10 protein-coding genes and 1 pseudogene are annotated in these 12067 nt (G+C 46.6%); 5 read left to right on the forward strand and 6 right to left on the reverse strand.

Features of this window, described 5'->3' with window-relative positions:
- Positions 1 to 19: 19 nt before the first annotated feature.
- Both JGK22_RS06015 and JGK22_RS06020 read right to left on the reverse strand, forming a co-directional pair.
- On the reverse strand, positions 20 to 238 hold the full coding sequence (locus JGK22_RS06015; RefSeq protein ID WP_293174517.1) for a hypothetical protein: 219 nt from the start codon (positions 236 to 238) through the stop codon (positions 20 to 22).
- Between the two features lie 354 nt (positions 239 to 592).
- Positions 593 to 2674 (reverse strand): S9 family peptidase, encoded by a 2082-nt coding sequence (locus tag JGK22_RS06020; RefSeq protein ID WP_293174514.1) that lies wholly within the window; start codon positions 2672 to 2674, stop codon positions 593 to 595.
- Between JGK22_RS06020 and JGK22_RS06025 the strand changes: the two genes are divergently transcribed.
- The 3 genes from JGK22_RS06025 to JGK22_RS06035 all read left to right on the forward strand — a co-directional run bounded on the left by JGK22_RS06025 (position 2664) and on the right by JGK22_RS06035 (position 4423).
- Positions 2664 to 2816, forward strand: a complete 153-nt coding sequence (locus JGK22_RS06025; RefSeq protein ID WP_293174511.1) for a hypothetical protein — start codon at positions 2664 to 2666, stop codon at positions 2814 to 2816. The genes JGK22_RS06020 and JGK22_RS06025 overlap by 11 nt on opposite strands.
- Before the next feature lie 70 nt (positions 2817 to 2886).
- Complete coding sequence (locus JGK22_RS06030; RefSeq protein ID WP_293312525.1) at positions 2887 to 3810, forward strand: nucleoside hydrolase; 924 nt, start codon at positions 2887 to 2889, stop codon at positions 3808 to 3810.
- Between the two features lie 217 nt (positions 3811 to 4027).
- Positions 4028 to 4423, forward strand: a complete 396-nt coding sequence (locus JGK22_RS06035; protein ID WP_293174505.1) for a VanZ family protein — start codon at positions 4028 to 4030, stop codon at positions 4421 to 4423.
- A 339-nt stretch (positions 4424 to 4762) separates the two neighbouring features.
- Here the strand turns inward: JGK22_RS06035 and JGK22_RS06040 are convergent, their stop codons facing one another.
- A complete protein-coding gene (locus JGK22_RS06040) occupies positions 4763 to 6367 on the reverse strand; it encodes a DUF4335 domain-containing protein (protein ID WP_293204581.1) in 1605 nt (534 codons plus the stop codon).
- Between the two features lie 93 nt (positions 6368 to 6460).
- Positions 6461 to 7066 (reverse strand): DUF3038 domain-containing protein, encoded by a 606-nt coding sequence (locus JGK22_RS06045; protein WP_293122723.1) that lies wholly within the window; start codon positions 7064 to 7066, stop codon positions 6461 to 6463.
- A gap of 379 nt (positions 7067 to 7445) precedes the next feature.
- Here JGK22_RS06045 and JGK22_RS06050 point away from each other — a divergent pair, with 379 nt between their 5' ends.
- Both JGK22_RS06050 and JGK22_RS06055 read left to right on the forward strand, forming a co-directional pair.
- On the forward strand, positions 7446 to 7655 hold the full coding sequence (locus JGK22_RS06050) for a helix-turn-helix transcriptional regulator (protein WP_293204579.1): 210 nt from the start codon (positions 7446 to 7448) through the stop codon (positions 7653 to 7655).
- Positions 7648 to 8196, forward strand: coding sequence for a hypothetical protein (locus tag JGK22_RS06055; protein WP_293204578.1), 549 nt, complete (start codon positions 7648 to 7650; stop codon positions 8194 to 8196). The genes JGK22_RS06050 and JGK22_RS06055 overlap by 8 nt, the downstream gene beginning before the upstream one ends.
- Here JGK22_RS06055 and JGK22_RS06060 read toward each other — a convergent pair.
- On the reverse strand, positions 8159 to 9100 hold the full coding sequence (locus JGK22_RS06060) for a DNA methyltransferase (RefSeq protein ID WP_293312527.1): 942 nt from the start codon (positions 9098 to 9100) through the stop codon (positions 8159 to 8161). The two genes, JGK22_RS06055 and JGK22_RS06060, sit on opposite strands and share 38 nt — an antisense overlap.
- A 213-nt stretch (positions 9101 to 9313) precedes the next feature.
- Positions 9314 to 11945 (reverse strand): annotated as a pseudogene (locus JGK22_RS06065) (endonuclease MutS2).
- Positions 11946 to 12067: the final 122 nt, after the last annotated feature.

A 12067-nucleotide genomic window follows, 5' to 3' on the forward strand; every position in this document is an offset into this window, starting at 1 on the left:
ATTAAGGGTTGTTGAATGCTTATCGGATCGCAGAAAGTTCATCAACTAATTTTATCCTGCCCCGGCAGACAGAGCGCAGGAGGCGATCGATAGAGCGTTTGTCATCCTCAGTCAAAGTCTCGTCAAAAATAGCCGCCAGCAAACCGTAGCGATCGGCTATAGTAATGTAGCCTCTATGATTCACTTCGGCAAACAACTCGCCCAAAGCAGATGGAATCAGGTTGACAGGGGTTTGCATAGAGATTGACTCTCAACTCGACATCGCGCGATCGATCTTTTCTGCGGTAACAGAGATCGATCGGACTATTTTATTCTCTCGGTATATTGCCTTAAAAGATGTGATAATAAACAGCAAAATTTGTGATAATAAACATCAGAATTTGTGAACGAAATCACATTTAATCTTGGCGAATTATGATTCAATTTTACAGTTGCGTTGGGATCATCTCAGTTTTGCAAGAAGCATTTTTAAAGAGCGGACTGAAGTCCGTACTACGAAGCATTTTTTGAGCGGGGCAGCACTGTAAATGCAAAACTGAGATGCTCCCGTTGCGTTCGATCGCAAACAGAGCAACTGCAACGTTAATTTTTGTTAAAGATTGTAAATCGGCACTGGTTCCACCGGTTCAGCTAACTCAAACCCAAACACGCGGGAATAGAAATAGAATTCCCCATCAAGAGTTCTTTTAATATTTTCAGCGCGACGAAAACCGTGCTGTTCCCCTTCATAAGCAACGTAAGCAACCGGTAAACCTTTAGCTTTCAATATCTCTACCATCATTTCGGCTTGATTGGGCGGCACGACTTTATCTTCCAATCCTTGAAAGAAGATAACGGGACAAGATAAACCTTCGGCTGCATGAATGGGCGATCGAGCTACATACAAATCTTTTCGTGCAGGATAAGGCCCGATCAATCCATCCAGATACCGCGCTTCAAACTTGTGAGTATCATTTGTCAAAGCCTCCAAATCGCTAACTCCATAATAGCTCGCACCGGCCTTAAACACATCGCGGAAAGTCAGAGCGCACAGAGTTGTGTAGCCCCCTGCACTGCCTCCGGCGATCGCCATTCTTTCGCCGTCTACCAAACCCTGTTCGGCTAAATATTTAGCACCATTAGCGCAGTCATCAACATCAACAATACCCCAACTATCTTGCAGCCTTCTTCTGTATTCCCGGCCGTAACCAGTGCTACCACCGTAGTTGACATCAAGCACCGCAAAACCGCGACTCGTCCAATATTGAATTTTCAAATTCATGCTGCTAGAAGTAGCAGCAGTCGGGCCGCCGTGGCTTTTGACAACTAACGGCGGTTTTTCAGATTCAGGTGCAGCGAAGTCTTGGTTTTTCGGAGGATAGAAGAAGCCAAAAGCAGTCAAACCATTTTCGGTTGGAAATTCCAGCGGTTCCGGTACAGAAAGATAACCAGAATCGATGTTTAAATCGCTCGACTTTCGCAAAATTTTCCGTTGACTTGTGGCTAAATTTAGCTGTACAATAGCAGTAGATGCGATCGGCGAACCTGCCAGAAAAACTACAGTTTCTCCCCGCGCTTTCACCGACGAAATATCAGTGTAACCTGTCTCAATATTTGTCAACTGCTTTGTCGCTAAATCGAGACTTCCTAGATGCCACTTACCTTGCTGAGTGTAGGTGCAAATAATTTTGCTTTCCGAGACAAAGGCATAGGTAGACATTCCAAAAACCCATTGGGGAAGGCCGAATTCAGCAGCCATTTCGCACAAAGGCTCTATTTCAGCCTCCCCCCTTGCTAAATGGGGATTTTCTATTCCAGCCTCCCTGCTTGCTAAAGGGGCTTCTGTGCCTACTCTTGCCTCCCCCCTTAGCAAGGGGGGATTGAGGGGGGTTCGATTGGGTTCTGTGCCCACTCTTGCTTCCCCCCTTGCTAAGGGGGGATTGAGGGGGGTTCTGTAAAAATTCCACCAGTTCGACTTATCAGAAACAAAATACAAAACTCCATCGGGCGACCATTCCGGCTGAAAAATTGACTCATCAACCCCGCCCGCAACTAAATATTTTTCGCCTAAAGAACCATCAGCATTAATTTCTGCCACCCACAATTCTGTGCCATCCCACGGCATATTTGGGTGGTTCCAACAAATCCAGGAAAGTTGAACACCGTCAGGACTCAAACGAGGGGAAGCATAAAAATCGTTGCCCTGAGTTAAAATTTGAATATCTTCGCCGTTATCTAGATTAATACTAACAATTGTATTCACAGATTCGCCTTTTCCTGCATTGTCTTCGCGCACACAAATCAGGCGATTTCTTGGTTTGTCAACGATCGCATCTGCGTAGCAACATTTAGCAGCAGGTGTCAAGGGTTCTGGTGGAGAATTTAATGTTTGACAATAAATTCTTTGGTCGGCAAAATGAGAGAAATAAACCACGCTATCAGAAACTGCAAAAGCAGCGCCGCCGTATTCGTGGACGCGAGTGCGAACGTTGAACGGAGGCGGTGTTACGTCAGTTATTTTACCGTCGGGAGTCCGCCGCACGAGGACGCTTCTTCCTGCTTCCGATGGTCTTCCTTCTACCCAGTAAATATCATCGCCGTCAATGGCAATTTGTCCGAGTCCGACAGTTCCTGAAACAATTAAATCTGAGGTAATGGGAGATTTCCAAGAGCCGTAAGGTGATATGGTATTCATAATAAATTATTTAGTGAGTGAGGGACAGATTGGGAATTGGGAATTGGGAATTGGGAATTGGGAATTGGGAATTGGGAATTGGGAATTGGGAATTGGGAATTGGGAATTGGCGAGTACCTCACTTGAGAACGGCTATAGTTGAATCAGTTGTGTTTTTAGAACAAATAAATTTATATTTGTACTTTACACTAATTCAATGATGGGGAAGCAGAATGTCGAAAAAGCTGGTACTAATGGATCACGACGGTGCAGTTGACGACTATCTCTCAGTCGTGTTGCTGATGACAATGGAGGAAGTGCAAACTCTGGGAGTAATTGTCACTCCGGCGGATTGCTACATTCAGCCAGCCGTGAGTGCAACCCGCAAAATCCTCGATTTGATGGGGTGTTCAGAGGTGCCAGTGGCGGCGAGTACGGTGCGGGGATTGAATCCATTTCCGGTGTTGTTTAGGCGAGATTCCTTTGCGTGCGATCGACTTCCCATTCTAAATGAAAAAGCAACCATTGACACACCGTTAATATCAGAACCCGGACAAAACTTTATGGTGGGAGTTTTGCGGGATGCAAAGGAACCGGTCACATTAATGGTAACGGGGCCGCTAACAACAGTGGCACAAGCCTTAGATATTGCACCAGAAATTGAAAGCAAAATCAAAGAAATTGTGTGGATGGGAGGGGCGCTCAACGCTATAGGCAATGTTAGCAAAGATATGGAACCGGGACAAGATATGTCGGCGGAATGGAATGCTTACTGGGATCCGATAGCCATTGAGAGAATTTGGCAAACACAAATTCCCGTTGTGATGTGTCCTTTAGATATCACCAACAACGTACCGCTGACTGTGGAATTTTCCAATCGCTTAGCCAGACAGCGCAAATATTCAATCTCCGATTTAGCAGGACAGTGTTATGCTTTAGCCATAGCTCAAGATTACTATTTTTGGGATATTTTGGCAACGGCTTATTTGGCACATCCAGAATTTTACGAACTGCGAGAATGGGAAACCGAAATAGTTACTGAAGGTGTCAGTCAAGGGCGTACAAAAGTTGAAACAGGAGGGCGAAAAATTCAAGCAATGGATCGAGTAGATACGGAAAAGTTTTACAATTACATATTGCAACAGTGGGCGCGTTAAGCATAACAATATCTGGTAGAGGCGGGTTCTTAGCCAAAAATATCCCTACAAAACCCGCCCTAACTCAAATATTTACGCTATCTTCTCTTTCCTCTCTTTCTCTGCGCCCTCTGCGCCCTCTGCGGTTAATCAAAAAAAATCTCATTCACAAATCCAACAAAATTGCGGTAAGCGGCGTGGACTCGGTTCGTCAATTGTCGATAGTGGAAAAAATCCGATGAAATTATCCTCAAAAAAATTCTGGATTGTTGCGTGTGTTTTGTACTTGTTAATTATTCTCAGTATCATGCTGGTAGCAGATATGGGAAAGTTAACTAACTTTCCTCTGGCTCATCCGCCTTATGACAAACTCGGACATTTTATTTTGTACGGAATAGCATCTTTTTTGTGCCATAGAGCAACGGGCAAAAAAATGATGATGGTGTTGAATTATCCAATTCCTTTCGGGCCAGCACTGTTTACTATTTTCACTGCTGGGGAAGAAATGCTGCAAGCTATTTTGCCAAATCGTACTGCTAGTATTGAAGATTTTTTAGCGAGTTTTGCGGGGATTGTAGTTTTTTATTGGATTGGAGAAGCTTGGGATAAAGAAAAAGGAAAGTTCGGCAACTGATTGTGTAACGGATGTAACGGATGTAACGGATGCAAGGAAGAAATAAGAATAAGGAAGAAGGAAGGAAAGAAGGAAGGAAGAAGGAAAGAAAGAAAGAAAGAAAGAAAGAAGAAGGAAGAAGGAAGAAGTTGAGTTTGTAGGGTGATATTCGGCGCATCGGTTGATGGGGGCGATCGACTAATGTTGTGTTTATGTATTATCCAACCATTGCGATCGGGTGCGTAGCTATTAAATTAGCTAGGGATTGTTGGTGGAGCCACACCCTAGGACTTTTTTGGTATAAGGATATTTTGGCAGCATAAAATGGAGCAAATGTCAATAAAATGTGTTTGCGAAAGTTCAATTAGTCTCTTCCAAAAAGGTTTGTACTCGACCGTTTGGTCTCAATACAACTCGAATTTTCGGGTTTTTTCCATGAGTAACCGCAGAAACAAACGGCTCGCCGACTAAGGGCATACTAGCCCGATCGATATAATCGGCGGCTGCTTTGCCCATCGGGACAATAGTTTGAATTGAGCCGTTTTCATCGATCTGGAGGCTGTATTCCAAGGTTTGTTCCATTCCTTCTGGTGGCTTCCAGCGTTCCTCAAAGTAGGTTCTAGCTTCTGAAACTTGAGGAATTGTATCAAATAAAGTGCGGTTTTTTTTGCTGGCGGTAGCCCGGTTGTTGTCCTCTGACTCGGCTTGCGGTTTAGTGTCCTCAAGGGGTGGGAGTTCGGTGCTGGGGGGGGAAATCGGCTGGGGGAGGGGGGGGAATGATTGCGGTGGGGGAACTGGGAATCGCGATGCAGATAGGGATGGTGGCAGGGGGGGCGGTACGGCGGGAGCTAGTCTCGGCGGTATGGGGGGCAGCAGGTAGGGTGCTTGGGGGGCGGCAATTGGGGGCCCTGCGGGATCGGGAATTGTGATGATTTGCCCTTGGGAGAGGGCTGGGGCGCTCTGTGATGCTGCGGGTGCGCTGCTGTTGGGGGGGAATAGCAGGGGTGGCTGCTGGATGGGGCTGGGTTTGTTGGTGCTTGGGCTTGGGGCTAGGGCGATTGGGGGCAAGCTGGGGCTGGGGGTGGCGGCGGCGGTGTTGATGGGCGGGGGCGGTAGGGGGGGTAAGCCTGGTGTGGCTGCGGCTGTTGGTGTTGCTGTTGGGGATGTGGTGGGGGATGTGGTGGGGGCGGGAACTGGGCTGGGGTTGGCGCCGGCAAGTATTTGGGGCTGCGGGAGTGCGGGGGTAAATTGTGGGTTGGTGGGGGCTGTGACGGGGGCTGTGGCGGTTGTTGGGGAGGTGTTGGAGGACGATCGATCGAGCATTTTAACAATTCCCGTCGTCATTCCGACGCTGGCGACTAGGATTGCTGCGATATTCAACCATGGTAATGCTTTCGCTTCTGGGCGATCGCGGTTGAGGTTGGGGACTGCCATGACTTCGGCGGCGCAGTCATCTAGTGCGGTGGCTAAGTCAAAGAGTTGGAGGGTACTCAAGTGTACTTCCGGCCCGGATTCGGCGGCGCTCAATGAGCCTAAGAACAAGTTGTGGGCGAGCAAGCCGCGGGGTTCTAGGCGGGGGGGAACTGGCAGGTAGGTAGTGTTTGGGGCTGCGGTTGCTAGTTCGGATGTGCTGAGGGGTCGATCGAATGTAACGACATTGCGCGCGACTTCTGGCGAGTCTGGGGCTGTGGTAAAACCTGTTTGGGAGTTGAGGTTGTTGTCCCAATCGCGGGCTTCGCCGAGGAAGTTTTGGACGTAGTTGGTGACTGCTTCGTGGAGGGTTTCGAGTTGATTGCGATCGCCCCTGAGAGTAACGTGTTCGGTATCTGGTAGCCTGGGGTCATCTAGTCGCAACTCAAAATTTAAAGATTTAAACACGGGTTTGCCCGCCCAACGAGATAGAGGCGAACTTTTGGCTGTAATTTCCAGCGTGCAAGTGGGGGGCGTGTAGCGTTTGAGAGCCATAGCAAGAAGACTGTATGTTATTTGTTATTTGTTATTTGTTATTTGTTATTTGTTTGTTCTAATAACCAATAACCAATAACTAATGACTGGTGACTAATTCTTAGCACGATCTAGGAGGGCGAGCCAGAGGCGCCGGTGGCCGCCGGGACTGCTGTAAAACAGCAAATCGATCAGGAGTTTCAGGGCCAAATTAGTTAGTTCTTTTGCCGATAAAGTTTCTGCATCTTCCATGCGATCGGCATAAGTGTTGCTGAACCTATCAATATAGTCTCCCAACAAAGCGACTGTGTGAGGTTCGCGGTTTTGCTCAGCCATTTGTTCGAGCAAGGCCACGGCGCGGCGGATTAAAGCTTGATGCTGTTTTGCCAAATTACAGCTTATCAAAACGAGCGATCGAGCTTCCTCCACATCCAGTTTTTTCCGTCCTCCCTGGCCTTTTCGCAGCGGGTTCGATTGGCGCAGCCGCCACAAAGCTACGCGATCGGCTACCATTGGCTCTAAATTCAGTTCGGCTGCTACCTTGAGCATCGCCTCTGAGCCAATTTCTGCCAGGGCTTCTAGGGCTAACAGCACTAAATCCAGTTGGGCTTTAATGTTGTCCAACTGGGTAGGTTCTGGTGCTTTTTGGGTCAATTCTTCCCAGTTGGGAGATGGGCCCGTTTCGTTTGTGGGAGCGGAGGGCTTTACAGTCGAGCGCATGGCTTGGGCACGGGAAATAAGACAGGTTGATGCAGGATATCGACAGTATGCAGTAATGCAAGCTTTGTGGCCGGACAAAAGCTGATCTGTTAATTTTTCTCCATAACTCGTGGCTTTGATTCCGGCAATCCTAGTTGCTGGACGGATTTGCGAGTTGAAAGTTGCGGTTGCAAGTTCGATCGCCCAACCGCAGCAAAACCCAAAAATTTTCACCCCCAACCATCCTACGCCGCAGAGTGACCGAAATCAAATCAGTGTTTTGAGGCGATCGGAACTTATATCAAGGCCAAACTCTTAGCATTCTCGAATGCTACTTATAGTCTGTCGCTACTTATAGTCTGTCAGATTATAGTTGTCATTGCTTAATCTGGCGCAATCTATGGATATTACGGAGCAATTTGGCAAAAAAGTTAGACATTTCAGAAAGCTCAGAAATCTTTCCCAAGATCAGCTTGCAGAACTATCTGAATTACATCGTACTTATATTGGCTCTGTTGAACGAGGAGAAAGGAATATAACGCTGCTGAATGCAAACAAAATAGCCAAAGCATTATCCGTTAGTTTAGCTGAACTGGTAACTGATGACTGAAAGAAAACTAGATCAAATTTTAGCAAAATACCAAAATTCATTTACCGAGAAAGTTTACGCAGAAGAGAATGAAGAACACGATATTTTAATGGATGTGTTTGGTATTTCTCCCATAATAAAAAGAGAAAATAGGCAATATTGGGGGCGCGAGTTAGGTATGTGTTGGCAATTGTTAGTTATTGAAACGTGCAAAACATATTGCAGTAGTTTTCAGCCAGCATTTAAAGTGGGAAGCGATGAGCCGTGCGATCTAATTGTTGATGGGTATGCGATAGATACAAAATATCGTATTGGCTCAGGAGATTCTGGAACACTGAAAAAGTTTAAATCCTATGGCCAACTACTTCGTACCTATAATTATGAGCCAGTTTTTTTAATACTTAGACAAGATAATTTGTCCGCAGCTATTACAGCGTGCCAAGTAGGGACTTGGAGAGTTTATACTGGCGATGCTTCGTTTGAGTTTATACAAACAATAAGTGGGTTTGATTTAAAGTCATTTCTTATTGAAAGAGTGGGAGAATTCCCTGTACACCGATGAAACTATCAAGGCGCTTGTTAATAATATCTATGTAGTCAGGTACTATTTCAATGCCAACATACTTAATCCCAAATTCTTGCGCCGCCAGTAATGTAGTTCCCGATCCTGCGAAAGGATCGATTAGAATAGAATTTTCCAAACGCGGTACAAATATTTCAACCAACTTTCTCATTAGAGCGATCGGTTTGACTGTGCAATGAACGTTAAACTCCTCGGTTTTCTCACGCTGTATACCTTCTAAAATATTTGACTGAAAACCACCGCACCGATCTTTAGTATAAAATAGACCAGTACCATACTCCTGTAGAGTTTCCAAGTAATTATTGACCAGTGGTTTTTGAAGTACGCAGATTGCTTCCCATTCGTTCCTCAGACAACTGTGCCAACCCTCCCATTTTTCAGAATTTTCATATCCTTTCTTCTCGAACTGTTGTTTGATATTGACGCCTTTGGGGATACCACTGGATCTTTTATAAACAAGCATATCTCTCGCATAGAATCCAGCATTTTCAAGGGCTACTTGTACGTGAGCAACAGTTCGTGTGCTGTTGAAAACTAAAACTGTCGCACCCGGTTTGCAGATCCGAAAAAGCTGCTCACCCCAATCAAAGCACCACTTCTCATACTCCAGAGTGTTGTTACGATTCCTTTGATACCATTTTTCGTTTCTGACTCCACCTGCTAAACCACTACCATAGGGAATGTTTTTAACAAGGGTTTTACTTCCTTTGTCATTGACTTTTTCAATACGTCTTTGAATTTCTGAGTCATCCCATTTATGCCCAATAAATTCATAATTGTAAGGTGGGTCAGTGATACACGCAGAAATATAATTTTCTGGCAATGTCTTCATCACTTCACGACAGTCGCCAACCAAAACTTCATTTGAGGGAGTTTTTTTCATTAGTCAGGCAGTTAGTTACTCAATATGATACTTTATGGTGTTTATATCATATCAATTCCGGCTGCGCCGGAATGACAAGCGAGGAGACGGCTTGGCCTTAGTCCCTACGCCAGATTAATTGTAGGGACTAAGGCCAAGCCGTCTCCTAATTTCGACTACTAATAATTCCGATGGTACCGGATTTGATATCAACCGGAAATGTGTAAATCCTGACTATTTCAAATAAACCAAGGTCACACCTCCACCTCCTTCTTTTTGACTGGCGAGCTCGTAGCGGGAAACCTGCGGGTGAGAATCGAGGAACTCGTGAACCCCGCGCCGTAACTGTCCTGTACCTTTGCCGTGAATTATCCACAGCGCACCGTATTCGACTGCTTTGGAAAGAGCTCTGTCGATTTCGATTTCGGCATCGGAGACTCTGGCGCCCCGAAGGTCGATCGAATTATTAGCAGTGCGGATGGCAATTTCGGGATTGGGTTTTGCTGGTTCCGACGCTGCTTGTTTAGCTTTGGCGGTAGCGGCTGCTTGAGCTGCAACCTTGGCTAATTGAGCCTTAGTTTCCGGTTTTTGACCGTCGAGGGATTCAATTTCTGTTAGTTTGACGGTCATTTTCATAATCCCAAACCGCACGCTCAACTCTTCGTTAGCATCTGGCCCGCTGAGAACTTCGGCGGTTTGGCCTAAGCTGGGAATGCGGATACGATCGCCCGTTTTCGGCATAAAACCCGGTTTTGGTTTCGCCGGTTGCTTCCGAGAGGGCAGGTGTTTTTCGGAAATTTGATTTAAGGTTTCTGTTGCCATTTGGGCATTTTGAGCCGTTTGGTCGCCCGCCTGCAAGCGACGAATAATTTGAGCAATTTCTGATTTTGCTGTGCCTATTGCCTCATTTACTGCCACTTCCTGAGCTATTTTTAGTTCTCGCTCCCGCTCTTGCAAAGCCGCTGCTTTTTGAGAAACTTCCTTGTGCAGTTTTTCGGTTTGGTGCAGCAGTTGAGTTGCTTCTCTGGCCTTGGTTTCCTGTCTCCGGCGCTGGGCTTCGAGTCCTGCAATCACTTGATTGACATCTTGAGATGCTCCGCCGACATAGGTTTGAGCTTCATCGACTATCGATGCTAGCAAACCGAGTCTTTTAGCAATAGTTAGGGCGTTGGAACGTCCGGGAATTCCCCACAGCAAGCGGTAGGTTGGCTGCATCGAACTGTCGTCAAATTCTACTGAGGCATTTTCAAAGCGGGCGTCTTGATATTTGAGGGCTTTGAGTTCGCCAAAGTGGGTAGTTGCGACTGTTAGCAGCGAATGTTGGGCGAGATATTGCAATAGGGCGATCGCCAATGCACTACCTTCAGATGGGTCTGTCCCCGCTCCTACTTCGTCTAACAAAACTAAAGATTTGGGAATTGGGAATTGGGAATTGGGAATTGGGAATTGGGAATTGGGAATTGGGAATTGGGAATTGGGAATTGGGAATTGGGAATTGGGAATTGGGATCCGATTTATTATGCAAAACTTCTAAAATGCGGCTGATGCGGCGGATGTGGCCGGAAAAAGTAGACAAACTTTGCTGCAAAGATTGTTCGTCACCAATATCAGCAAGAATATTGTCGAACCAAGGCAATTCTACGGGTTCGCGGGCGGCGACAAACATTCCTGCTTTCGCCATTAAAGCTGCCAATCCCAAGGTTTTGAGGGTGACAGTTTTGCCGCCGGTGTTGGGGCCGGTGATGGCGACGACGCGGATCTGGGGGCTGATTGTTAAATCGACGGGAACGACTGCAAAGCCTTGTTCGTGCTGTTGCTGCCAAACTAATAAAGGATGGCGCAATTGACGGAGGGTAATTGGCGATCGCAGATTCCGAATTAATACTTGGCTTTTTTCTGGTTGTTCCTCATCTAAATTTTCATCACTCGAATTTTCATCATCTAATTTTTCTGTATTTTTTGGTGCTAATTCTGGCTCTCCCAAGTCGATAAATTTCGGCGGGTTTGCTTGGAGCCAATAACCGTAGCGCGCTTTAGCCGCAGCTAAATCTATAGTTGTTACTACCACCACCAATCTATCTAAATCTGGTTTGACTGCTGCGACTTGCTCGGTGAGGGCGCGGCGGACTGCTTCTTCTTCGGCTTGTTCTTGCCGGAGCAACTGCCGCATTTGGTTGTTAAGATTGACTGTGTTGTGGGGTTCTACGTACAGTGTCGCGCCGCTGGCGGAGGAGTCGTGAACGATGCCCGGTATAGCATCTTTTTGGGGAGCTTTTACCGGAATCACAAAGCGCGAGCTTCTTTGAGTAATTACCTGTTCTTGGACGGCGTTGGATTGGCGCTGTAAAATTCCTTGCAATATTTGATAAATGCGATCGCGCAACTGTCGCATTTGCACTCGAATTCCTGCTAATTTAGGAGTGGCGCGATCGGCTACTTGAGCGCGATCGTCTATACAGCGATGGATTTCTTGCTCAATTTCGGGATAAGTCCGCAGTTGCGATGCCAGTTCTTTGAGCGTCGGGACATCGGGCGCCGAGTCAATTATCCGGCGCAATTGCCTTGCTCCTGCGAGTGTAGTAGCAATCGCGAGCAATTCTTCGCCACCGAGCAAACCTTGAAGTTCGGCTCGTTGCAGGGTAGAGCCGATGTCTTGGATGCCCTCAAAACTCAAAGCACCCCCAGCGCGGCTTTCTAACTGATAAGCTTCCTGAGTTTGGGCTAGGAGTTCGGCTGTTTGAGCTTGAGTTGCTGGGATTTGGAGGTCGAGGGCGGCCGCGACGCCGAGTTTAGTAGCAGCGAAGGTAGCCAAGTGCTGACACAGGCGCGGCCATTCTAATAGTTCTAGTGTTTCGGATTGAATCAAAGTTGAGGTGGTGTTGGTGATTGGCATTCCCAGGCGCTGACCGAGAAGGTTCATTTGACGATACTATTAATTAATTTTAAAGTTTTTTATGGTTTCCGGGCGCAACTTGAGAAAGTATCTGG

The organism is Microcoleus sp. PH2017_08_TRC_O_A, from assembly GCF_020738665.1.
Classification (GTDB): Bacteria; Cyanobacteriota; Cyanobacteriia; order Cyanobacteriales; family Microcoleaceae; genus Microcoleus.

Excerpts from the sequence above, each read along its gene's own strand:
- JGK22_RS06045 (WP_293122723.1), bottom strand. The coding sequence starts at position 7,066 with ATGCGCTCGACTGTAAAGCCCTCCGCTCCCACAAACGAAACGGGCCCA.
- JGK22_RS06015 (WP_293174517.1), bottom strand. The coding sequence starts at position 238 with ATGCAAACCCCTGTCAACCTGATTCCATCTGCTTTGGGCGAGTTGTTT.
- JGK22_RS06030 (WP_293312525.1), top strand. The coding sequence starts at position 2,887 with ATGTCGAAAAAGCTGGTACTAATGGATCACGACGGTGCAGTTGACGAC.
- JGK22_RS06035 (WP_293174505.1), top strand. The coding sequence starts at position 4,028 with ATGAAATTATCCTCAAAAAAATTCTGGATTGTTGCGTGTGTTTTGTAC.
- JGK22_RS06025 (WP_293174511.1), top strand. The coding sequence starts at position 2,664 with ATGGTATTCATAATAAATTATTTAGTGAGTGAGGGACAGATTGGGAAT.
- JGK22_RS06040 (WP_293204581.1), bottom strand. The coding sequence starts at position 6,367 with ATGGCTCTCAAACGCTACACGCCCCCCACTTGCACGCTGGAAATTACA.
- JGK22_RS06050 (WP_293204579.1), top strand. The coding sequence starts at position 7,446 with ATGGATATTACGGAGCAATTTGGCAAAAAAGTTAGACATTTCAGAAAG.
- JGK22_RS06055 (WP_293204578.1), top strand. The coding sequence starts at position 7,648 with ATGACTGAAAGAAAACTAGATCAAATTTTAGCAAAATACCAAAATTCA.
- JGK22_RS06060 (WP_293312527.1), bottom strand. The coding sequence starts at position 9,100 with ATGAAAAAAACTCCCTCAAATGAAGTTTTGGTTGGCGACTGTCGTGAA.
- JGK22_RS06020 (WP_293174514.1), bottom strand. The coding sequence starts at position 2,674 with ATGAATACCATATCACCTTACGGCTCTTGGAAATCTCCCATTACCTCA.